The 21,756-nt window shown below is 66.7% G+C and carries 21 protein-coding genes; 8 read left to right on the top strand and 13 right to left on the bottom strand.

Annotated features, from left to right (window positions below; all coding sequences use genetic code 11):
• Positions 1-103: 103 nt before the first annotated feature.
• The 5 genes from proC to A5766_RS22190 form a co-directional block, all read right to left on the bottom strand.
• Positions 104-940: a pyrroline-5-carboxylate reductase gene (gene proC, locus A5766_RS22210; protein WP_064863861.1), complete on the bottom strand. Its 837-nt coding sequence runs from the start codon at positions 938-940 to the stop codon at positions 104-106.
• A gap of 70 nt (positions 941-1,010) precedes the next feature.
• Positions 1,011-1,862, bottom strand: coding sequence for a thioesterase family protein (locus A5766_RS22205; RefSeq protein WP_064906446.1), 852 nt, complete (start codon positions 1,860-1,862; stop codon positions 1,011-1,013).
• On the bottom strand, positions 1,859-2,755 hold the full coding sequence (locus A5766_RS22200; RefSeq protein ID WP_064863859.1) for a sugar phosphate isomerase/epimerase family protein: 897 nt from the start codon (positions 2,753-2,755) through the stop codon (positions 1,859-1,861). The genes A5766_RS22205 and A5766_RS22200 overlap by 4 nt, the downstream gene beginning before the upstream one ends.
• Positions 2,756-2,762: 7 nt before the next feature.
• On the bottom strand, positions 2,763-4,445 hold the full coding sequence (locus A5766_RS22195; protein ID WP_064906444.1) for a hypothetical protein: 1,683 nt from the start codon (positions 4,443-4,445) through the stop codon (positions 2,763-2,765).
• A gap of 27 nt (positions 4,446-4,472) precedes the next feature.
• The gene (locus A5766_RS22190) at positions 4,473-5,498 is read right to left on the bottom strand and encodes a Ppx/GppA phosphatase family protein (protein WP_064906442.1); all 1,026 of its coding nucleotides are present in this window, start codon (positions 5,496-5,498) and stop codon (positions 4,473-4,475) included.
• A 127-nt stretch (positions 5,499-5,625) separates the two neighbouring features.
• Here A5766_RS22190 and A5766_RS22185 point away from each other — a divergent pair, with 127 nt between their 5' ends.
• Both A5766_RS22185 and A5766_RS22180 read left to right on the top strand, forming a co-directional pair.
• Positions 5,626-6,450 carry a hypothetical protein gene (locus A5766_RS22185; RefSeq protein ID WP_372495563.1) on the top strand — a complete coding sequence of 275 codons (825 nt, stop codon included), beginning with the start codon at positions 5,626-5,628 and terminating at the stop codon, positions 6,448-6,450.
• Between the two features lie 113 nt (positions 6,451-6,563).
• Positions 6,564-7,682 (top strand): GGDEF domain-containing protein, encoded by a 1,119-nt coding sequence (locus A5766_RS22180; RefSeq protein WP_064863856.1) that lies wholly within the window; start codon positions 6,564-6,566, stop codon positions 7,680-7,682.
• A 28-nt stretch (positions 7,683-7,710) separates the two neighbouring features.
• On the opposite strand, the gene A5766_RS22175 is transcribed toward A5766_RS22180, so the two are convergent.
• The 7 genes from A5766_RS22175 to mshA form a co-directional block, all read right to left on the bottom strand.
• Positions 7,711-8,397, bottom strand: a complete 687-nt coding sequence (locus tag A5766_RS22175; protein WP_064863855.1) for a response regulator transcription factor — start codon at positions 8,395-8,397, stop codon at positions 7,711-7,713.
• Positions 8,394-9,854 (bottom strand): sensor histidine kinase, encoded by a 1,461-nt coding sequence (locus A5766_RS22170; RefSeq protein WP_064906440.1) that lies wholly within the window; start codon positions 9,852-9,854, stop codon positions 8,394-8,396. The genes A5766_RS22175 and A5766_RS22170 overlap by 4 nt, the downstream gene beginning before the upstream one ends.
• Positions 9,855-9,963: 109 nt before the next feature.
• Positions 9,964-10,302, bottom strand: coding sequence for a GNAT family N-acetyltransferase (locus A5766_RS22165; RefSeq protein ID WP_064863853.1), 339 nt, complete (start codon positions 10,300-10,302; stop codon positions 9,964-9,966).
• Between the two features lie 54 nt (positions 10,303-10,356).
• On the bottom strand, positions 10,357-11,103 hold the full coding sequence (locus A5766_RS22160; RefSeq protein ID WP_064863852.1) for a phosphoglyceromutase: 747 nt from the start codon (positions 11,101-11,103) through the stop codon (positions 10,357-10,359).
• Positions 11,104-11,236: 133 nt separating this feature from the next.
• Positions 11,237-12,844 (bottom strand): AMP-binding protein, encoded by a 1,608-nt coding sequence (locus A5766_RS22155; protein ID WP_064906438.1) that lies wholly within the window; start codon positions 12,842-12,844, stop codon positions 11,237-11,239.
• Positions 12,845-12,939: 95 nt separating this feature from the next.
• Positions 12,940-13,548 (bottom strand): YbjN domain-containing protein, encoded by a 609-nt coding sequence (locus A5766_RS22150; protein WP_005204714.1) that lies wholly within the window; start codon positions 13,546-13,548, stop codon positions 12,940-12,942.
• A 42-nt stretch (positions 13,549-13,590) separates the two neighbouring features.
• Entirely contained in the window at positions 13,591-14,928 is a 1,338-nt protein-coding gene (gene mshA, locus A5766_RS22145) for a D-inositol-3-phosphate glycosyltransferase (RefSeq protein ID WP_005204717.1), read from the bottom strand.
• A 148-nt stretch (positions 14,929-15,076) separates the two neighbouring features.
• Here mshA and A5766_RS22140 point away from each other — a divergent pair, with 148 nt between their 5' ends.
• The 5 genes from A5766_RS22140 to A5766_RS22120 all read left to right on the top strand — a co-directional run bounded on the left by A5766_RS22140 (position 15,077) and on the right by A5766_RS22120 (position 19,734).
• Complete coding sequence (locus tag A5766_RS22140) at positions 15,077-16,405, top strand: cytochrome P450 (RefSeq protein ID WP_064906437.1); 1,329 nt, start codon at positions 15,077-15,079, stop codon at positions 16,403-16,405.
• 9 nt (positions 16,406-16,414) lie between these two features.
• On the top strand, positions 16,415-17,005 hold the full coding sequence (locus tag A5766_RS22135; RefSeq protein WP_005204720.1) for a TetR/AcrR family transcriptional regulator: 591 nt from the start codon (positions 16,415-16,417) through the stop codon (positions 17,003-17,005).
• A 79-nt stretch (positions 17,006-17,084) separates the two neighbouring features.
• Positions 17,085-18,002: a metal ABC transporter solute-binding protein, Zn/Mn family gene (locus A5766_RS22130; protein WP_005204721.1), complete on the top strand. Its 918-nt coding sequence runs from the start codon at positions 17,085-17,087 to the stop codon at positions 18,000-18,002.
• Complete coding sequence (locus A5766_RS22125; protein WP_005204723.1) at positions 17,999-18,811, top strand: metal ABC transporter ATP-binding protein; 813 nt, start codon at positions 17,999-18,001, stop codon at positions 18,809-18,811. Before A5766_RS22130 ends, A5766_RS22125 begins: the two co-directional genes overlap by 4 nt.
• Positions 18,808-19,734: a metal ABC transporter permease gene (locus A5766_RS22120; protein ID WP_064863442.1), complete on the top strand. Its 927-nt coding sequence runs from the start codon at positions 18,808-18,810 to the stop codon at positions 19,732-19,734. The genes A5766_RS22125 and A5766_RS22120 overlap by 4 nt, the downstream gene beginning before the upstream one ends.
• Before the next feature lie 314 nt (positions 19,735-20,048).
• On the opposite strand, the gene A5766_RS22115 is transcribed toward A5766_RS22120, so the two are convergent.
• Positions 20,049-20,588 carry a DUF2599 domain-containing protein gene (locus A5766_RS22115; RefSeq protein WP_231894778.1) on the bottom strand — a complete coding sequence of 180 codons (540 nt, stop codon included), beginning with the start codon at positions 20,586-20,588 and terminating at the stop codon, positions 20,049-20,051.
• A 36-nt stretch (positions 20,589-20,624) separates the two neighbouring features.
• On the opposite strand from A5766_RS22115, the gene A5766_RS22110 reads away from it, so the two are divergent.
• Positions 20,625-21,755 (top strand): hypothetical protein, encoded by a 1,131-nt coding sequence (locus A5766_RS22110; protein ID WP_005206287.1) that lies wholly within the window; start codon positions 20,625-20,627, stop codon positions 21,753-21,755.
• Position 21,756 lies beyond the last annotated feature (1 nt).

The following is a 21,756-nucleotide window of genomic DNA, read 5'->3' as shown; positions in this document are numbered from 1 at the left end:
GGCCTGGATTAGCCCGATTTCTGATCCCCGACCACAACATACTGGGGTTTTGGCCGGTAGAGGCCCCAAATATTGGGAGTCGACGCCGGGCGTGGTCGGTCGATCAGCCTCCCAAACCCTCAACGTCGGGTCGACGTCCTGCCCGTGCACTGGCCTGCGCACACGCCTCCGTCGCCCGATACATCGCTGCTCGCGCGCCGTTCTCCTCGAGCACACGGATAGCTGCCGCCGTGGTTCCGCCAGGCGATGTCACGGCTGCGCGCAGGTCTACCGGAGAGACCCCGGAGTCGCTCATCAAGATCCCCGACCCGCGGATGGTCTGCACTGCGAGCTCACTGGCCTGCGCGCGCGTGAGGCCGAGTGCGACGCCTGCGTCGATCATCGATTCGGCGAGGAGGAACACATAGGCGGGTCCCGAGCCGGAGATCGCGGTGACCGCATCCATCTGCTTCTCCGGAACGACGATGACCTTGCCGACGCTCTCGAGCAGTTCGACGACCGCGGTGAGCTGCTCGGGGTCGACGTGGCGCCCCGGCGAGACCGCCGACATCGCTTCGGAGACGAGCATCGGTGTGTTCGGCATGACCCGCACGACCGGTACGCCCGCGGGCAGCGCGTTCTCGTAGCGAGCGATCGGCACACCAGCTGCGAGGCTGATGGTGACGCGCTCGGATTCGCCGTCGTCGTCGACCCGCGCGAGTTGGCGCAGCACGGCGTCGACGATGTCGGGTTTCACCGCGATGAAGACGTACTGGGCACCCTCGACGGCGGTCGGCACGTCGGTGACCAGTACGCCGTACTCCTCGGAGAGTTCGCGGGCGCGTCCCTCGTTGGGCTCGGCCACGACCAGGTTCTTGGGCTGGTGACCCGCTGCGATGAGTCCGGCGAGTAGTGCCTCACCGATCTTGCCACCGCCGATGACGGCGATCCGTTCACTCACGTCGTGATGCCTTTCGTTCTCATCCGTGACATCTGCGGTCAGCGGGGTTCTGAAGTCAGCAGCGCCTGGGTCAGCTCTGCCGCTGCGGTATCAGCGCGAGCTGACGCGACTGTGCGACCACGGTGCCCGTCGAGTCCACCACGAGGTGGTCCTCCTCGAACATTCCGGGTCCGACCTCGGTACTCGACGCCGCGAAGCGCAGCCAGCCCGGCGCGGGATGTCGTCGGATGTAGGTGGTGAGCTGGACGGTCGGCGCCCAGCCGAATAGCGCGAGGTTCATCACCACCGGGGGCGAGATGTCGCAGACGAGCACCGCGAAATCGACGTCGGGCTCGGTGTTCTTGGGACGTGTCCACCCGCGGACGACCGGTTCACCGGTCTCGCCACGCGCGACGGGAAAACTCGTCGGATCGAGCACGAGGTCGAGTGCACCGCCGAGGTGCATGACCTCACCGACCGGCGAGCCGTCGATGGAGATGCCGCCGGGCTGCGGATCGACCGGCAGGTCGTCGAGCGCGGACGGCGCCGAGTGATGTGGCGTGCCGCTGTCGGGTCGCGCGAGGGTGACCGACGACGACACCATCAGTCGTCCGTTCTGCGCGAGGTCGACGGTCAGCAGCGTGACGGTGCGGCCGCGTTTGCGCAGAGTCACCGCGATATCGACGTCGGAGGGATCGGGTGCTGCGAGGTAGTCGCTGGCGATGGCGACGGGCACGAGGTCGGCTGCAGACGGCATCGACTCGTCTGACCCGACGAGCTCGTCGTACGCGTGCAGCGCCGCGCGGGCGACCAGCATCTGCATCGTTCCGCCGTGCACCTTGGGGCCGATCGTGAACGTCGGATCGATACTCGCGTGATAGTTCACATCGCCGGGGCCCTCGGTGGGATGCAGGGTCAACAGCCCGGCGATCTTGTCGCTCATTCGGTTTCGGTCTCCTGGATCGGTGCTGTGCGGACGGGATCGCGTCGAAGGTTGGTTCGCGCGAAGTCGAGGGCGCGTCCGAGGAGGGCTGCGCGTTCGGGTTTGGTGCGAGCGGATCCCGTGCTGACCTCGAGCACGACCGCCCCGCCGAAATCGCTCGCGGCGAGGCGTCGACACACCTCGACGCAGGGCTGCGACCCGTCTCCCGGAATCAGGTGCTCGTCGGTGGCCGCACCGCTGCCATCGGCGAGATGGAGGTGGCTCAGCGCCGGCCCCATGCGCTCGAACAGATCGACCGCGTCGACCCCTGCGGTCGCGGTGTGCGAGAGGTCGAGCGTGTAGTGCGCGTACCCGTCGTCGGTCGGGTCGGTGGACTTTCCGAACGCCGACGCCGCGCGTCCCGGCCCTCCCCCGCGTGCATTCAACCGTTGCGCCGAGCGCTTACCCGCGCCGAAGAGTCGGTCGGCGCGCATCGGGAACATGTTCTCCACTGCGACGTCGACACCGCTGTTCTCCTCGAGTTCTGTCACGAGGTCGTCGAATGCGGCGGTGTACGCCCGCTGCCAGCGGAAGGGCGGATGCACGACGACGGTCGGCGCTCCGAGATCCTCCGCCGCCGACACCGCACGCGCCAGCTTGGCCTGCGGATCGCGACCCCACACGCGCTGCGAGATGAGCAGGCACGGTGCGTGGATCGACAGCACCGGAACCTGATATCGCTCGGACAGGTACTCGACATGCGAGATGTCCTGACTGACGGCTTCGCCCCACACCATGAGTTCGACGCCGTCGAAACCCAGCTCGGCCGCGTACGCGAAGGCCGCCTCGGTGTTCTGCGGATAGACCGACGCCGTCGACAGCCCGATCGGGATGTCGGCTACAGGAGTGATCATCAGATCCTCACGTCGCGAGCAACACCAACGGACCGATGGTCACGATGAGCCCGACGCCCAGCGCCAACAGCGTGGTGAACAGATCGCGGGAGTGCCGCACGGCGTGCGTGAACGAGACGATGCCGAAGATCACCAGCACCGCGAGCACCAGCGCGAAGTAGACGTTCCAGCGCCAGAGTTCGGTGAATCCCCAGAACAATCCGACACCGACCGCCAACCCGAGGATCGCCTCACCGATGACCAACAGCCACGCCTTCGCGGGCGAGCGGTCGTCATCGGAGCCACCGGGCTTCTCGTCGGACTTCGCGGCCGCGGAGGTGGAGTCCTTGGCGGATCGGGAAACCTTGGACGCCGGGGTGCGGAGCGTTGCCGCCGCGCTGTCGGCTGTCTCCTCGTCCGCTGCTGTCTTGTCCGCTACTGATGCGGCCGTGTCTTCGTCGACTCCGGTGAAGTCGCTGCCCACGGTCTCGGGAGAGTCCGACTCGACCGCCTCGGCGGTACGGGTTTCCGCGACGTCGAACGCAGACGTCGCATCGCGGGTGGCCGAATCATGTTCGGCCGCATCGTGTTCGACTGTGTCGTGGTCGGCCGCATCGCGGTGGTCGTCGTCGGCATCCTCGCGGATGCTGTCGAACGACGAGTACCCGTACGAACGTTCGTCGTCGAGCGCGTCTGCGTCGTCGAATCCGCGGGCGGCCGGGGCCGCATCGCGTGCATCCTCGACGATCCCGATCACCGTGGTCTCCTCGACCACCGCGGCCGCAGCGGGCGTGCCGCTGAGGTGATCGTCGTCGGCGGGCGAATCAGACTCGACCGAATCAGCTGCGACCGAATCGGACTCGCGGGAGGCCTTGCGGCCGAACCACCCGCGCTTGCGCTTGGGCTTGTCGCCGGATCGTCGGTCGGAACGCTTCTTCGACGTCACGCGCTTCTCGTCGTCATCGTCGTACTCGGCGAAGGACCGGTATGCGTCGAAGTCGTCGTCGATGACGTCCGCGAATCGGCCGGTGCGGGTGGGCGGCGGCGAATCGAGTTCGACGACGTCGACGTCGTCGGCTTCGACGAGACGGACGCCGTCGTCGGTGTCGTTGTCGGCGTCGCCCACGATCGGAATGATGCCCGTGACGGCGTTGGCGTGCTCGTCATCGTTCGCCAGTCGCCCGTCGGGCGTGCTGCGTGATGCCCGCTCGGCGATGGCAGCTGAGCTGAAGTCGCGGGTCTGCGGAGGTGCGTCGTAGACGCCGCCGTCGAAGCCGGTCGAGGCGCCGGCCGGGTCGGCGGAGTCCTGCAGCGGTCGGCGGTCGGTTGCGCGCCGCGGGACCGGGCTGCTCGAGCGCGGGAAATGCGACGCGGAATCGGGCGAGTTCCAGACACTAGGGGTGTCGGACTTCGGTGCGCTGGACGTCGCGTCCTGAGTCGTGGGGGCCTGAATCTTCGGGGCCTGAGCCTTGGGGGTTTCGCTCTTCGGGGCGTCGGTGATCCTCGGGATCTCGCCCGTGAGCTCCGACACCGAGACGGCTCCGTCGCGCCCGGCGCGGCGCCTGCCCCGGTTTTCGGTGAGCCGCTTCGCGCGCTCCTCGTCGGCGATGGCGGCGTCGCGACGTGCGAGCAGTTCCGACACGGAGATGGGCCTCGACTCCGACGCCGAGTCGTCCGATCCGCCCGTGGGTGACCCCGGTTGCTTGGCCATCGAAATTCGCTCTCCTCCTCAGGCCGCCTAGCGCAGACCCTGGGTTGCCGGTGCCGAACCCGCCGACTGCGCCGTCCCTGTGCGGGTCGCTTCAGTGTGGGTCGTCCCGATCTGTTCTTGGTTGTCCGCCAGCTCGGTGTCGAGACGACGCAGGATGACGCCCTCGCGCAACGCCCACGGACAGATCTCCAGTGTATCGACCGACAGCGCCCGCATCGCCGCCTCCGCGACGAGCGCGCCCGCAACGAGTTGACCAGCACGGTCGGCGCTGACGCCCTCGAGTTCTGCGCGGTCGTCGCGGGTCATCCGCGAGATGAAGGCGATCAACTGGCGCAGCCCACTCGCGGTGAGCTGACGCTTGACCCGCAATCCGGCTCCCGACGGCGCCGCGCCGGTCAGCCGCGCGAGTGATCGGAACGTCTTCGACGTCGCCACCGCGATGTCGGGTTTGCCCGCCGCACGCAGTTCGCGCGCGGGGTCTCTGAGTTCGGCGTCGAGCCAGTCACGCAGCACGCCGATACGTCGACGGTCCGGCGGGTCGTCGGGCAGCCACTCGCGGGTCAACCTGCCCGCGCCCAGCGGCAGGCTCAACGCGACGTCGGGTTCTTCGTCGACGCCGTTGGAGATCTCCAGTGATCCGCCTCCGATGTCGAGCGCGAGGATGCGACCGGCACTCCAGCCGTACCAGCGCCGCACGGCCAGCGAGGTCAGCCGCGCCTCGTCGCGACCGCTCAACACGGTCACCCGTACACCGGTCTTGGCTTCGACGCGGTCGAGCACCTCGTCGGAGTTGGTTGCGTCGCGCACGGCAGACGTAGCGAACGCCATCGTCTGTTCGCACCCCGACGTCGCGGCAATGTGGGTGAATTCGTCGACCGAGTCGATCAACGATCGGGCACCGCGCTCGGTGAGCCTGCCCTTCTCGTCGATCTGTTCGGCGAGCCGCAGCACCGACTTGGTGGAACTCATCGGTGTCGGATGGCCGCCGCGATGGGCATCGACGACGAGCAGGTGGACAGTGTTACTGCCCACGTCGAGCACTCCTAAACGCACGAATACACGGTAGTGCGTCGACGATTCGCCAGGTTGCGTGGGTGGCGAAACACACGGGCGCGATCAGGCACCACGCGGCCGATACGACTACCGTGAACGCGTGCCAAGCCCCACCCCGTCCGCACGGATCTCACCGGCCCCCGAGGTACCACTCGACTTCGCGCGGGAATGGTATGAGTTCTTCGATCCCGCGGACCCAGAACACCTCATCAACGCCGACCTGACCTGGCTGTTGTCGCACTGGACGTGTGTCTTCGGAACCCCGGCCTGTCAGGGGATCATCGACGGCAGGCCCGACGACGGCTGCTGCAGCCACGGCGCCTACCTGACCGACAAGGACGACCGCAAGCACCTCGCGAAGAGCGTCGCCATGCTCACCCCTGACGACTGGCAGTTCTACGAGAAGGGTTCTGGCAAAGACCCTCTCGGCAAGCGCGGCTATCTCGAAGAGGGAGACCTCGACGACGAACCCGCACTCAAGACGCGAACGCACAAGGGCGCGTGCATCTTTCTCAATCGTCCCGGCTTCGACCGCGGCCCCGGATGTGCACTGCACGCGATGGCATTACGCAAGGGCATCGAGCCGTGGAGCGTGAAACCCGATGTGTGCTGGCAACTTCCGATCCGGCGCGAGCAGGACTGGGTGGAGCGTCCCGACGGCACGCAGGTCCTCAAGACCACCATCACCGAGTTCGATCGCCGCGGCTGGGGCGAGGGCGGCCACGACCTCAAGTGGTACTGCTCGGGTTCGCCCGACGCCCACGTCGGCGCGACACAGGTCTTCGAGTCCTACGCCCCGGAACTGACAGAACTGCTCGGCAAACCCGCCTACGACGAACTCGCGCGAGCGTGCCGACGTCGCAACGGCCTTGGCATCGTCGCCGTACATCCCGCCACCGCAGCCGCGACGACCCGCCGCGAGACCGACATCAAATACGAGGAACTGGGCTAGCCACGCCCGCCCCGGCGAGTAACAGGCCGGCGAATAGCAGGTAATCGCACATCAGAGGCCCTCACCGGGTGCAAGTGGTGGTACCCGGTCCGCAGGAATTGCACAATGTGCCCATGGAGATCGATGGGGGGCGCGGCGTGCGGGATGCTGCTCGCCAGTGGCTGAGGCAATCCGACGACCGTTGGGTGCTCGACTTCTTCGACTACCTCAACCTCATCGGCTTCACCAAGGCCGTCGTCGCGGGCGGCGGCGTGCTCAACGGCGTGATAGCAGTGCTTTCCCTACTCGGACCCGACGGCGTGCTGTGGCCGGGCGTCGGCACGACTGCGATGATCGCGGTCGTCGTCCTCTGTTTTGTGTGGACGGTGCGCTGGCTCCTGCTCCACTGGCCGACACGCACAGAATCCCTGATGTTGTGTGCCATCGCCGATGTCGTGATCGCCGTCACGATCTTCGCTCACCAGAACCTGCTCCTCGGCATCGCCTCGGCGTCGCTGTTCGTGGCGACGAGCATCTACATGACGCTGTTCCACGACGCCGTAGCCAATCTCTGCCACATCATCTTCACCGCGGTGGTCGTCGTGGCCGCCGTCGTCACGTGCTGCATCGTGCAGGGTATGCAGTGGCTCCCGATCGCCACCGCGGAGGCGACCGTGGTCGTCATGGCCGTTGTGGTGGCGCTGCCCATCCTCCACATCGGGTTCAGCATCGTCCGCAGGAGCGCCGTCGACTCACTGACCGATTCACTGACCGGCTTACTCAATCGCAGGGGTTTCTACCGGGCCGTCGCCGCGGCGTCGTCTCGAGGCGCGACAACGACTGCGCCGCACCGCCATTCACGGTGGATCGCCGCGGTCGTCGACCTCGACAACTTCAAGGTCGTCAACGACATCGACGGCCACGTACACGGAGATCGGATTTTGGTGGACGTCGCGGCGGCCGTACGACTCGCCGCAGAAAGTCACACCATCATCACGCGCTTCGGTGGCGACGAGTTCGTGCTCGCCACCCAGTACGACTCCGAGTTACCCGACGCCGACCGGTGTGCTGCCATCGGCGAACGACTCGTGGGCGCCGTCGTTGAGGCGAGCGGCGGCGCGGTGACGGCGAGCGTCGGAATCGCCGGCGGAGAGAACGACGACGACGGACGCATCACCACGGTCATAGCCGACGCCGACCGCGCGATGTACGCAGCCAAGATCCATGGTGGCAACCGGTTCGAACTCGGCTGAGCAGCGTCGGTCGTCGAGCCGCTGCGGGTCAGGGCTCGAGTTTGTAACCGAGTCCGCGCACGGTGACCAGATGCTTCGGGTTGGCCGGATCCGGCTCGATCTTCGACCGCAGACGCTTGACGTGCACGTCGAGGGTCTTCGTGTCACCGACATAGTCGGCACCCCACACGCGGTCGATGAGCTGACCGCGGGTGAGTACTCGACCCGAGTTGCGCAGCAGGTACTCGAGGAGGTCGAACTCCTTGAGCGGCAACGTGATCTGCTGACCGCTGACGGCGACGATGTGGCGTTCGACGTCCATCCGGACCGGACCGGCCTCCAGGATGCCGATGGCCAGGTCGTCGTCGAGCCCGTCGCCACCGCGACGCAGCACGGCACGGATTCGGGCGATGAGCTCGCGAGCCGAGTACGGCTTGGTGACATAGTCGTCGGCACCGAGTTCGAGTCCGACGACCTTGTCGATCTCGCTGTCGCGTGCGGTCACCATGATCACCGGCACGCTCGACCGCGTGCGCAACGACTTGCAGATCTCCGTGCCGGACATACCGGGCAGCATCAGATCGAGCAGAACGATGTCGGGGCTGACGCGGTCGAAGGTGCCGAGTGCCGCCGCGCCGTCGTTGACGACGGTGGCCTCGAATCCCTCCTTGCGCAACAGGAATGCCAGCGGATCGGCCAGCGATTCCTCGTCCTCGACGATCAGAACGTGAGTCACCTGTCGGTTTCCTTCGGTCGTGCGATCGGCGCAGGCTGAACTGCCTCGCCCTGGACCACGGCAACAACTGCCGTAGGTTCGAATATCTCGGTGTCGGCGATCTCGGTGTCCCACACACTCTCGGTGCTCATGTCCTGCGGGATACACAGGGTGAACGTAGAGCCCGTACCGGGCTTGCTCCACAGCGAGATGACTCCACCGTGATTGGCGGCGACGTGCTTGACGATAGCCAATCCCAAACCGGTGCCGCCGGTACTGCGTGACCGCGCCTTGTCGACACGGAAGAAGCGCTCGAAGACTCGCTGCTGGTCGGCGGGTGCGATCCCGATCCCCCGGTCGGTGACGGAGATGGCGACCATCGGCCTTCCGTCGTGGCGGGTCACGCGCCTGCTCACCGAGACGGTCGTGTGTGGCGGCGAGTACGAGATGGCATTGACGATCAGATTGTTCAGTGCCGTCAACAAGAGCATGCGGTCACCACGCACCGTCAGGTCTGCTGCGGCGTCGGCGCGCAGCGAGATCGACGCCGCTTCGGCAGCCACGCCCGCTGATTCGATCGCTTCGTCGATCAGTGCATCGACGTCGACGAGCGAGAAATCAGCAGTCTCACCCTCCTGCAGTCGCGATAGCGCGAGCAGTTCGGTGACCATGTTGCCCATGCGCGTGGCCTCCGCGACCACACGATTACCGAAGTGCTGCACCGAATCCGAGTCGTCGGACGACTCCAGCAGCGCCTCCGCGAGCAGGCTGATGGCTCCGACCGGTGTCTTCAGTTCGTGCGAGACGTTGGCGACGAAGTCGCGACGGGTGGCTTCGACGCGCAGATGTTCGGTGTCGTCGACGCCGTAGACAACGGCGTAGCGCTCCTCGCCCTCACGGACCAGTCGCGCGACACAGCTCACCGATTCGATGGTTTTGCCGCGTGCGCGCCCCGTCGAGAGGAATCCCAACGCGGACGCGGGGGGTTCGAAATCGAAACGACGCTCGGCCTCGGTGTCGAGGACCTCTTTCGCCGCCTCCCAGACCGAGTCGTCGAGCAGCCTGTCGCGCACGAGGGCCAGTTCGACGGCGCGATGGTTGTACAGGACGACGTCGCGGAATTGGTCGACGACGGCGACGGCCGTATCGGAGTTGCGCACGATCAGACCGAGCAGGCCCGCGGTGGTCATCCGACCGTCCTCGGTGGTGCCGTGCACATCGCTGTCGCGCAGCTCCGCACTCTCGGGCACCACCCGCGGGCGTTCGGCGAGAGTCAACGAGTAGCTGGGCTGGTCGTCGGAGATCTCGGGGACCACGGCGGCATCGTCGAGGGTGCGCTGCACATCGTCGCGGGTGTGGGCGGACGAGTTACGGGCGATCGCGTCACGGCGCCAGAAACGACCGAGCGCGAATCCGACGACGACAGCCGCCACGAGGGCGACGGCAACTGTCACGCCGCCCACGAATACACCGGTCACAACGTCAGCTTACGGCCCACCAAACTGCAGGAACACTCAGTGCAGGACAGTTCGACCGCTGTTCACGCACCGTTCCACCCGCATTACGTGACACCGCGGTCTCCGACGTTCAGGAGGTGACCGACGCCACCAGATCGGCGTACTCGGGGTGCTCGTCGATGTAGTGGCGCACGTACGAACAGACCGGCACGACCTGCTTGCCCTGAGACCTGATGTCGTCGAGAACGGTCCGCACAAGCTGGCCGGCGTATCCCCGTCCCGAATAGGCGTCGAGGATCACCGTGTGAGTCAGAATCACCTGGTAGGGCTCGGACACGTAATCCAGGTACCCGACGAGATGCTCTGAGGGTTCGACGTCGCGAGGATCGGACTCGGGATCGGTGAGGATCGCCTCGTACCTTTCCTGCGGTGCCGAGTGGACTATGCGCAGGGTTCCAGAATCGGCCATGCAACCAATGTAACCGCGGTCACAGCAACCCGCCCATGACGATTGGGTTACGGACTACTTCTTACCCTGCGCCGCGACCGCCGCAGCACCCGCGGCAGCCGCCTCGGGATCGAGGTAGGTCCCGCCGGGGTTGAGTGGCTTGAGGTTGTCGTCGAGGTCGTAGCGCAGCGGGTTGCCGGTCGGGATGTTGAGCGCGGCGATGTCGGCGTCGGAGATGCCGTCGAGGTACTTGACCAGCGCGCGCAGCGAGTTGCCGTGCGCGGCGATCAGCACCGTTTTACCGGCCTTGAGGTCGGCGGCGATGTCGGATTCGAAGTACGGGATGAGTCGCTCGACGACATCCTTGAGGCACTCGGTCAGCGGTACCTCGGGGAGGTCGGCGTACCGGGGATCGTGCGTCTGGCTGTACTCCGAGTCGGGTTCGATCGGCGGCGGCGGGGTGTCGTACGAGCGACGCCACAGCATGAACTGTTCCTCGCCGAACTTCTCGAGCGTGTCGGCTTTGTTGAGGCCCTGCAGCGCACCGTAGTGGCGCTCGTTGAGACGCCAGTCGCGGACGACGGGAATCCAGATCCGGTCGGCGGCGTCGAGTGCGATGTTCGCAGTGGTGATCGCGCGTCGCAGGAGCGAGGTGTAGAGGACGTCCGGCAACAAATCGTGCTCGACGAGCAGCTCGCCCGCGTGCGTCGCCTCCGCGCGACCCTTGGCGGTCAGCGCGACGTCGACCCAACCGGTGAACTGGTTGGACGCGTTCCATTCGCTCTCGCCGTGCCGCATGAGAATCAGGGTGCCGTTGCTCATGGGAGTCAGTTTTCCACACGGAAGCGTCACGCGGGAGCCGCACATGGGGCTTCGCACGCGGCCGTGGGTCACCGACAACAGCGGGCCGCCCTCGGAAGTATCCGAAAGCGGCCCGCTGCCTTGCGATCTGAGTCTACTTGCGGAGATCCTTGCGCAGGATCTTGCCCGACGCCGACTTGGGGATGACATCGATGAATTCGACGGCGCGCACCTTCTTGTGTGGCGCGACCTTGGCGGCGACGAACTCGATGACGTCGGCTTCGGTCAGCTCCGCGTCGGACTGCGTGACGACGAAAGCCTTCGGGATCTCCTCGCCGGACTCCTCGTCGATCACGCCGACGACAGCGGTGTCGGCGATCTTCGGGTGCGTGAGCAGCAGCGCCTCCAGCTCGGCGGGCGGCACCTGGTAGCCCTTGTACTTGATGAGCTCCTTGAGGCGGTCGACGATGTAGACCGCACCGGTCGCGTCGAGCTGGGCCATGTCGCCGGTGTGTAGGAAGCCCTCGGCGTCGATGGTGTCGACGGTCGCCTGCTCGTTGTTGAGGTAGCCGAGCATGACGTTGGGTCCGCGGACCCACAGTTCGCCGGGTTCCGACATTCCCTCGCTCGGCACCGCGAACTCTTCACCCGTTGCCGGATCGACGATCTTGTTCTCCGAGTTGGGGATTGGCCAGCCGACGGACGAGAGCGGCGGCTCGTCGAGTCCGAGTACGTCCTGTGAGTCGATCGGGATGAGGTGGCTGACCGGCGAGAGCTCACTCATGCCGTAGCCCTGCAGCATGTGCAGATTCAGCCGCTTGGCAACAGCTTTGCCGAGCTCGTCGTCGAGCGGCGCCGCGCCCGAGAGCATGGTGTGCAGCGACGAGAGGTCGTAGTTGTCGATGATCGGATGCTTCGCGAGGGCGACGGCGACCGGCGGCGCGATGAACGCATAGGTGACCTTGTAGTTCTGGATGTTCTCCAGGAATTCGACGAGGTCGAACTTGGCCATCACGACGAGGCTCGCCCGCGCGCGCAGCGCGGCATTCAGCAGGACAGTCATGCCGTAGATGTGGAAGAACGGCAGCACCGCGACGATCACATCGTCGCGCGCCATTCCCTGCAGTGGGGCGATCTGCGCGACGTTGGCGACGAGGTTGGTGTGAGAAAGCTTGACGCCCTTGGGGTTTCCGGTAGTGCCCGAGCTGTAGGGCAGGACGGCGACGTGCGTCGCCGGATCGAATGAGACGTCGGGTGCGGGCAGATTGGGGCCGAGCAGGTCGGCGGCGTTGGGGTGCCCCGACGCCTCGACGCCCTCACCGTCGAGGATGATCACGGCGTCGTCGGCGATCCCGACTTCCTTGGCAGCCTCGAGTGCCTGCGCGGCCATCGGCGAGATGGTGACGAGCATCTTGGCACCGGAATCGGTGAGCTGCTTGGCGATCTCGCGCGCGGTGAACAACGCGTTGATCGTCGTGGCCGTCGCACCCGCGCGCAGCACTCCGTGGAAGACGGTGGCGAACGCGGGAATGTTCGGCGAGAGAATGCCGACGACGTCGCCGACACCGATGCCGCGAGCCGCGAGAGCGCCTGCTGCAGCGTTGATCTGGCCGATCAGTTGGCGATATGTGGTCTTCGTGTCGGCCTTGGGATCGATGAGCGCGACGCGGTCGAGATCGTCGTCGGCGATGTTGCCGAACAGGTACTCGTAAACGCTGACATTCGGGATCTCGACGTCGGGGTAGGGACTCTTGACGCTCATGGCACCTCCGTTGGTAAATCAGTCAAATCGATCGTACCAATGGCTGTTGCCACGATGTGACGGCCCTCTCGGTTCCTTCGCAGGTCCGCGCACCGTCACTCGTCGAGCTGCGCGCCTTCCGCGGGACCGTCCTGCGCGGCGTCGACCACCGAGGAGGGCTCGTACCGACCTTCGAGCGGCTCGCCCGGCTGCGGCAGCGACTCCTTGTCGATGAGGTGCTCGAAGGCGAGCAGGTTGCGCAGCGACTCGCCTCGCGAGACACGCCATGCCCATTCGCGGCGGATCGACGTCGCGAAGCCGAGTTCGAGAAGCGTGTTGAAGTCGCCGTCCGCGGCCTCGAGAACCTGTCCGAGCACACGATCGATCTCGTCAGATGTCAACGCGTCCACCGATATTCGACCCACCAGATAGATGTCGCCGATGTTGTCGATGGTGTAGGCAACCCCGTAGAGACGACGATTGCGCTTGAGCAGGTAGCGATAGACGGCCTCGTGGTTCTCATCGGCGTGACGACAGACGAATGCCTCGACGCGCACCCCGTACGGTCCCGCGGTCAGCAGGACCGTCGTCTTGAGCTTCTTCTCGCCGGGCAGTTCGAGGATGACGTGTTCGGATTGCGCTCCGCCGGAACTCTTTCGGCTGTACGGGATGTCGCGCTCGGACAGCGACTCCTCCAGCAGTTCGAGATTCTCGATGTGGCTCATCGCTATCGCTCCTGACGACGCTGGGTCGGTTGGATACTCGGATCAGACATTCGCGCGATGACGACGACGCCATCGCCTCGACGCGCGCCGCGCGGCGACGGTCGGGCCCACCCGCGCACCGGGCGCCGCGGCGAACGAGGCCATCGCGCGGGAGTAGCTCTCCTGCAACGCATCCGCGGTGTGCTCCCAGGAGAAGTTCTCGGCGTGCGCACGTGCGTGTCGACGCATCGCGGCAAGCTCGTCCGGAGAGCTGATCATCTTCTCCAGCGCGTTGGTCCAGTCGCCGATGGCGTGGCCGTTGACCAGAACGCCGCTGCGTCCCGATGAGACCGCGACCGACAGCCCACCGACATCCGCCGCGATCACGGGCGTTCCGCAGGCCTGCGCCTCGATCGCGACGAGACCGAAAGACTCCGAATAGCTGGGCACCGCAACCACATCCGACGCCCGGTACACCTGCGCCAACTTCGCAGACGGCTGCGGGGACAGGAAGATCACCTCGTCGGAGATACCCAGTTGGGCGGCGAGATCGACCAACGCGGAAGGCGTTTCGAGACCAGAACCCGACGGACCGCCGACGATGAGCACCCGCACGGGACGATCACCGCCCCGCGACCTCTCGATCAGCGGGGCCGCGGCGCGCAGCAGTACGTCGGGAGCCTTCAGCGGCTGAATACGTCCGACGAACGTCAACAGCGTTGCGTCAGAGGGCAATCCGAGTTCAGCGCGGGCCTGCGCCATCGATCCCGGTGTGTAGCAGTCCAAATCGGCGCCGGGCGTCACGATGTCGATCCGCGAGGGGTCGGCGTGATACATCGAGACCAGCTCGTGCGCCTCGGTCTCAGTGTTCGCGACGAGGCGATCGGCCTCGTCGACGACCTGCTGCTCGCCCACCACGCGCAGCATCGGCTCCGCGGTGTCGCCCGCGGCGAGTGAGGCGTTCTTGACCGCCGCCAGGGTATGCGCGGTATGCACCAGCGGAACTCCCCAGCGGTCCCGCGCGAGCCAGCCGACCTGCCCCGACAACCAGTAGTGCGAGTGAATCAGGTCGTAGTACCCGGGACGCTGCTGCGCCTCGGCCCGCAGCACGCTGGCGGTGAACGCGCACAGCTGCGTCGGAAGATCGCGTTTGTCGAGGCCTTCGAATGGCCCGGCGACCACATTGCGCACGGTTACGCCGGGCGCGGCCTCGACGATCGGCGCGTCCGACGACGATGTCGCTCTGGTGAAGATCTCCACCTCGACGCCACGTCGGGCGAGGCGCTGCGCGGTCTGCCACACGTACACATTCATACCGCCGGCGTCGCCCGTACCGGGTTGCGCCAGCGGAGAGGTGTGTACCGAGACGAGCGCGACTCGCCGCGGCCCCCTGAAACTCATTACTCCACTGTAGAGAAGGTCTGACGGTCGACGATCCTCAGCACACCCGAACAACGCAGGTAGACGGCTGCGGCCGACCGTCTCACGACGTGCGTTGCCCGGCGATCACACCATTGACAGTCATGCCCGAATGCCTCACTGTCGAGACATGGCAGTGCAAGTGTCTCGCAGCGATGCCTCATTCGAACTGCGATCCGCCGATACGTGGCGCGATCCGTTCGGCATGTACGCGCGTCTTCGGCACGAGTCGCCCGTTCTCCACGTGACCGGCGATGCACAGAGCCCGCACGACTCAGGAGACGTGCGGAACCCCGACGACTACTGGGTACTCACGCGGCACGCGGACGTCTTCGCCGCAGCGTCGGACCCACTCACCTTCTCCTCGGCAGCGGGATTGACCGTGGTCTACGGCGAACTGGAGGCGATCGGCCTCGCCGACAACCCTCCCCTGGTCATGCAGGACCCGCCGCAGCACACGGCCTTCCGCTCGCTCGTCGCGCGCGGGTTCACGCCCCGGCAGGTGATATCGATCGAACCGCGCGTCCGCGAGTTCGTCGTCGAACGACTCGAGCGCCTCGACGGCGATGGTCCCACCGACATCGTCGGCGAGCTGTTCAAGCCACTGCCGAGCATGGTCGTCGCCCACTACCTCGGAGTTCCCGACGAGGACTGGACTCGCTTCGACGACTGGACCGCAGCAATCGTCGGCGCCCTGGCCGGTCCGGAACCCGCGGCGTCGAACGGCAGCGGAGCTGCGGCGTCGAACGGCAGCGGAGCTGCGGCGTCGAACGGCAGCGGAGCTGCGGCGGCCACGAGTGAACTGCTCACGTACTTCGGCGAACTGGTCGAGCATCGCCGCGCGCACCCCGGCGATGACACGGTCTCGGCGCTCGTCGACGCGGGCGTCGCCGACGATCCCGCGGGCATGGTGTCGATTCTCGCCTTTGTGTTCACCATGATCACCGGCGGCAACGACACGACGACCGGCCTGCTCGGCGGCAGCGTCGACCTTCTCTCCGGATACCCCGAGCAGCGCCGACGCCTCGTCGACGACCCTGCCCTGATCCCCGACGCCGTCGACGAGCTGCTGCGGCTGACCTCGCCCGTGCAGGGACTCGCACGCACCACCACGCGCACGGTCACCTACACCGACACTCCCGACGGACCGGTCACCGTGCCGCACGGCCGCAAGGTATTGCTCTGCTACGCCGCGGCCAACCGCGACGAGTCGGTGTTCGGTCCCGACGCCGAGCACCTCGACGTCGAACGCAGACCTCGCCGCATCCTGTCGTTCAGCCACGGTCACCACCACTGTCTCGGCGCGGCGGCAGCGCGGATGCAGGCCAGGGTCGCGTTGACCGAACTGCTCGCCCGCCACCCCGACTTCGACGTCGACACCGACGGCATCACCTACGCGCCTGGCAACTACGTTCGACGCCCCACGTACGTGCCGTTCTACGCGGACGGCTCCCGATGATCGCCAGAGATGCCGATGAGTGAGACACGAGTCGACTGGCTCGCGGACGACCGCGCGCAGATCGCGGCGACCCGCATCCTCGACACCGCCGCCGAACTGTTCGCCGCGCGCGGTGTCGGCGAGGTCACCATGCGCGACATCGCCGATGCGGCGGGATGCTCGCGCGCCACGCTGTACCGGCACTTCCCCGGCAAGCAGGAGCTGATGGCCGCCTACGTCGAGCGGGCCGCGCGCACAGTGGCGCGCGACGTCGACTCGGCCATCCCCGACGACGCCGCGCCCGATGAGCAACTCCTGATCGCCACCGGGGCAGCGATCGCCGGAGTGCGCGCCAATCCTGCTCTGTCCCAATGGTTCACCGCCGACATGGCCGCGACGTCTGGGCGCCTCGCGCAGCTGTCCCCCGCCATCGACGCGGTGGCGGCGGGTTTCCTGCGGCGCATCGTTCCCGGTACCACCGACGCCGACCTCGAGGTTCGCGCCGCCTGGCTCGTCCGCGTGATCGTGTCGCTGCTGAGCACACCGGAGGTCGACGCCGCCGCCGAACGCGAACTGCTGCGCCGATTCGTCGCGCCGACGCTGGTCACGCGGGCGAACTGACCCCGCAGCGCGTCGTCGCCGATCATCACCTACACTTCTTTCGGTAACGATTGTCATTAGCGAAACGGGTAGGCGAACGATGAAACGCGCAGTCCTGGCACTGACCACGGCCCTCGCCGTCGGCGGGGCACTGACACTTGTCGGTTGTTCTGGCGACGACTCCGGCAGCTCCGACGGCAAACCGACCGTCGTGACCTCGACCAACGTGTGGGGTGCAGTCGCGTCGGCGGTTGCGGGCGACAAAGCGTCGGTGACGGTGTTGTTCAACGATCCGACGGGCGATCCGCACGAGTTCGAGCCGTCTGCGGCCGACTCGGCAAAGGTCGTCGACGCCGACGTGGTGCTGATGAACGGCGGACACTACGACGAGTACATGGAGAAGGCGTCGCAGAACGCCAAGGGCTCCGTGATCAACGCCTTCGACACGATGACCGGCCACCACGAGGACACCGACCACTCCGCGCACGGCGAGACCAACGAGCACGTCTTCTACAACTTGCCCGTCGTCGGCCAGGTGGCCACCGAACTCGCCGACGACCTCGCCAAGAAGGACGAGGCCAACGCCACCACGTACCGCGACAACGCCAAGGCGTTCAACGAGAAGATCGACGGCCTGCGCGGATCTCTCGCCGATATCAAGAAGACCCACGACGGCACGAAGGTCGCGCAGACCGAGCCGCTCGCCGCGTACCTGCTCACCGAGGCCGGCCTGCGCGATATTGCCCCGGAAGGCTTCACCTCGGCCGTCGAAGAGGGACAGTCGCCGTCGGCCGCCGACCGCGCCGCGATGGAGGATCTGCTCCGCAAGCACGAGGTGCAGGTGTTCATCTACAACACCCAGGCCGTCGACGCGGTCACCGAAGCGTTGCTGTCGATCGCGAAGTCTGCCAACGTTCCTGTTGTGGAGTTCACCGAGACACTGCCCGCGGGCCAGACCAGCTACATCGACTGGCAGCAGAAACAGATCGCTGCGCTCGCCTCGGCACTGCCGGCGTGAGCGGGTCCGATCCCGACGGTCGCGAACCCGTCGCATCGTTCCGGCACGCCCGACTCGCCTTCGGTGAGCGGGTGCTCTGGGATGATCTCGATCTCGACATCATGCCCGGCGAGTTCGTCGCGGTCCTCGGCCCCAACGGCTCGGGCAAGACGTCGTTTCTACGCACACTGCTGCATCAGTACCCGTTGTCGGCGGGTGAGCTGACCGTCACCGACCAGGTCGGATACATCCCGCAGCAGCACGCGGACGACGCCGACTCGATGGCGATCCGCGGTCGCGACCTCGTCGGATTCGGAGTCGACGGCGCGCACTGGGGTCTCGGCATCCGCGGGCGTCGTGCGCGCAGAGCGAAGGTCGACGCTGCGCTCGCCGAGGTCGACGCGACCGAGTTCGCCGACGCACCCGTCGGCCTGCTGTCCGGCGGCGAGCAGCAGCGACTGCGCGTCGCCCAAGCCCTGACCACCAATCCCGAACTGCTGCTCTGCGACGAACCGCTGGCCAGCCTCGACCCGGCCAACCAGGAGCGGGTCGTCGAACTCATCGACAAACGACGCCGCGACGCGGGCACAGCCGTCGTATTCGTCACGCACGAGATCAACCCCGTGCTGCCCTACGTCGATCGCGTGCTGTACCTGGTCGGCGGCCGATTCCGCATCGGCACCACCGAGGAAGTGATGAACACCGCGACATTGTCGGAGCTCTACGGCAGCGACGTCGAGGTGTTGCGGGTCAACGGACGACTGCTCGTCGTCGGTGGGGAAGAGGACGCGCATCACTGCACCGCTCCCGAGGGGCTTCCGGCGACATGACGATCAGCTCGACCCCAACCGACCTCGCCGCCGGGCAGACGGTGCTTGCCGCCGACGTGCACTGGAGCGACTTCTGGGATTTCTCGGTGACCGCGGACCTGCTGCACTACGACTTCGTGCTGCAGGCCATGTTGGCGCTGGCGCTGCTCGGACTACTCGGCGGCGTGCTGGCGCCGCTGATCGTCGTGCGACAGATGTCGTTCGCGGTGCACGGCGCGAGCGAACTGTCGGTGACCGGCGCCGCCGCCGCACTGCTTGCCGGCATCAGCGTGAACATCGGCGGGATCATCGGCGCCGTCGTGGCCGCAGGCGTGTTCGGCTATCTGGGAAACAAAGCGCGAGAACGTGATTCGGTCATCGGCGTGGTGATGGCGTTCGGGTTGGGTCTCGGCGTGCTGTTCCTCGCGCTCTACGGTCGGATCGGCACGGGCTTCGCGCTGCTGACCGGGCAGGTGGTCAGCGTCGGCGTGCAGGGCCTGACCGCGATCGCGATCACCACCGCCGTCGTGCTCGCAGTGCTCGCGGTGATCTACCGGCCGCTGCTCTTCGCGTCGATGGACCCGCGCGTCGCGGAGGCGAACGGCGTTCCGATGCGCACACTGTCGGTGATCTTCGCGATCCTGATGGGCCTCGCCTGCGCGCAGGGCGTGCAGATCATCGGCGCGCTGCTGGTGATGTCGCTGATGATCACCCCCGGCGCCGCCGCGGCCCGCCTGACCGCCAACCCCACACTGATGATGGTGCTGTCGGTGATCTTCGCCGAGGTCGCCGCCGTCGGCGGGCTGATCCTGTCGTTGGCCCCCAAGCTGCCGGTGTCGGTGTTCGTCACGACGATCTCGTTCGTCATCTACGTGATCTGCCGCCAGATCGGCGCGCGCCGCGAACACACGACGCGCCGCGCCATCAGCGCCGCCGCGGCGTAGGGGTCGGGTTCGGGGGTCGGCGCGGCCTGCGCCGCGGCGGTCGGCGCGGCTGCGGTCTGCGCCGCGGCGGTGCCTGCGCCGCTGGCAGAAAGTAGGGGAAGGGTTCTTTCCGCGGGATGTTCACCCTTCTCCTAGCAACAACTCGAGGAAACGCACCCAACCCGCGGAAGGATCCTTTCCCCTACTTCCTGCGCCGCCCCACGACCCTTCCCCTACTTCCTGCGCCGCCCCACGACCCTTCCCCCACTTCCTGCACGGCCCGACGACCCTTCCCCCACTTCCCGCGCCGGCCCGGACCCCGGCGCGCGGCGCCGTCACTCCTCGGGGCCGCCGGGGTTGCAGCGGGTGGCGATCATCGTGGAGTCGTCGACGACGGGCCGCTGCGGTTCGAGGTTCCAGCTCGGCTTGTTCGGGTCGACGGCGCGGGCGAAGTTCCAGTGGCACACGAATTGCGCTTTCATGCCGGGGGTGTCGGCATCGGGGGCCAGCGCGAGCACCTCGCGCCAGGCGACCTCCGCGCCGTCGTCGGCGATGCTCGCGCGGCCGTCGGACGTGGGGTAGATCTGCAGACTCGGCCCGACGGCCGTGCTCGCCCACGCGACGTGGTCGACGTATGGCGGCGGGTGCGCCGGATCGAGGACCGCAGACGCTGACGGTGCCCCAGACTCAGCTCCAGACACCGCGTCGGGCCCGGACTGAGACGGACTCGCCACAGCCCCAGACCCCGACACACTCGGCGTCGAGCCGCTCGGTTCCGCGTTCGACGTCGAGTCCGCGCCGCAGCCGGTCAGTAGCGCGAACGAGAGCACCACCATCGGGAGCACGAGGGCACGCGTCGTCCGGAATGTTCTCACCGCTTCGACGGTAGTCGGCGGAGTAGGGTTCGATGCGTGACCTTCCGGCACGCACTCCGATTCTGTGTGATCGCTGCGGTGGTCATGGTCATCGCCGCAGCGTGCGGCGAACCTGCTCCCAAGGCGCTCGACGAGTCGTCGACGGCCCAGTCCGCTGACCACGATTTCACCGGCAGGGTGTCGACGACAGAAACGGGCCTCGTGCTCGACGGACGCACCTGGTTTCCCGCCGGGTTCAACAGCTACCAGCTCGGCACCGACTGGGCGATCAACGTCGGATGCGGCGCGCAGGTCGACCTCGACGAGTACTTCGGCAAGCTCCCACCACGCGCGCTCACCCGGTTCAACCTCTACTCGGCGTTCGTCGTCGACAAGAAGACCGGCAAGAACAACCTTTCACGGCTCGACGCCGTCTTCGCTGCCGCCAAACGGCACAACCAGATGATTCTGCCGGTGCTGACCGGAAGCTCCGGCGCATGTGAGAACGAGAAGTTCAAAGAGCGTTCGTGGTATCAGAGCGGTTGGCACACAACCGAAATCGCCGCGGGAATGACCTTCTCCGACTGGCTGTCGACCGCAATTAAGCGCTGGCGCGACGAACCGACGCTCGCGGGCTGGGAGCCTGTCGGTGAGTCCGAGGCGAGCAACTGCGGAGCTACCGGATGTGCCTGGCAGACACGCACCTGTCCGGCCAACGGCGCGGCGGTTCTGCGTACATTCTTCGACGAAGTCGGCCAACGCATCCGGGCCATCGACCCCACCCACCCGATCTTCTCGGGCTTCGTCGGCGGGGATCAATGTGGGCTCACGGGAGGCGACTACGCGCGCGTCGCCGCCTCCCCCGGCCTCGACGTTCTCGACTACCACGACTACAGCGCGGGCGGTGCGATCGCACCGGGTGGCAGCAATCTCCCCGCGCGCCTTGCCCAAGCGAGAAACCTCGGTAAACCTTTGGTGGTCAACGAGATCGGGATCGAAGCAGGGTCGTGTCTGTCGCTCGACGCCCGCGCGCGTCAGTTCACCAGCAAGTACGAATCGCTGCGCTCCGTCGGGGTCGCTGGCGCCCTGCTATGGGCATTCGTCCCCGACCCGCGGACGGACGAATGCACCTTCGACATCGGCTACGACGACCCCGCGTGGCAGGTCGTTGCGCACGAAATCTCCTGAC

The organism is Gordonia sp. 852002-51296_SCH5728562-b, from assembly GCF_001665475.1.
Taxonomy (GTDB): domain Bacteria; phylum Actinomycetota; class Actinomycetes; order Mycobacteriales; family Mycobacteriaceae; genus Gordonia; species Gordonia sputi.
This window is presented reverse-complemented; position numbering and strand designations above follow the sequence as displayed.

Excerpts from the sequence above, each read along its gene's own strand:
- A5766_RS22155 (WP_064906438.1), bottom strand. The coding sequence starts at position 12,844 with ATGAGCGTCAAGAGTCCCTACCCCGACGTCGAGATCCCGAATGTCAGC.
- A5766_RS22140 (WP_064906437.1), top strand. The coding sequence starts at position 15,077 with ATGGCAGTGCAAGTGTCTCGCAGCGATGCCTCATTCGAACTGCGATCC.
- A5766_RS22135 (WP_005204720.1), top strand. The coding sequence starts at position 16,415 with ATGCCGATGAGTGAGACACGAGTCGACTGGCTCGCGGACGACCGCGCG.
- A5766_RS22195 (WP_064906444.1), bottom strand. The coding sequence starts at position 4,445 with ATGGCCAAGCAACCGGGGTCACCCACGGGCGGATCGGACGACTCGGCG.
- A5766_RS22130 (WP_005204721.1), top strand. The coding sequence starts at position 17,085 with ATGAAACGCGCAGTCCTGGCACTGACCACGGCCCTCGCCGTCGGCGGG.
- A5766_RS22120 (WP_064863442.1), top strand. The coding sequence starts at position 18,808 with ATGACGATCAGCTCGACCCCAACCGACCTCGCCGCCGGGCAGACGGTG.
- A5766_RS22180 (WP_064863856.1), top strand. The coding sequence starts at position 6,564 with ATGGAGATCGATGGGGGGCGCGGCGTGCGGGATGCTGCTCGCCAGTGG.
- A5766_RS22205 (WP_064906446.1), bottom strand. The coding sequence starts at position 1,862 with ATGAGCGACAAGATCGCCGGGCTGTTGACCCTGCATCCCACCGAGGGC.
- A5766_RS22200 (WP_064863859.1), bottom strand. The coding sequence starts at position 2,755 with ATGATCACTCCTGTAGCCGACATCCCGATCGGGCTGTCGACGGCGTCG.
- A5766_RS22160 (WP_064863852.1), bottom strand. The coding sequence starts at position 11,103 with ATGAGCAACGGCACCCTGATTCTCATGCGGCACGGCGAGAGCGAATGG.
- mshA (WP_005204717.1), bottom strand. The coding sequence starts at position 14,928 with ATGAGTTTCAGGGGGCCGCGGCGAGTCGCGCTCGTCTCGGTACACACC.
- A5766_RS22165 (WP_064863853.1), bottom strand. The coding sequence starts at position 10,302 with ATGGCCGATTCTGGAACCCTGCGCATAGTCCACTCGGCACCGCAGGAA.
- A5766_RS22150 (WP_005204714.1), bottom strand. The coding sequence starts at position 13,548 with ATGAGCCACATCGAGAATCTCGAACTGCTGGAGGAGTCGCTGTCCGAG.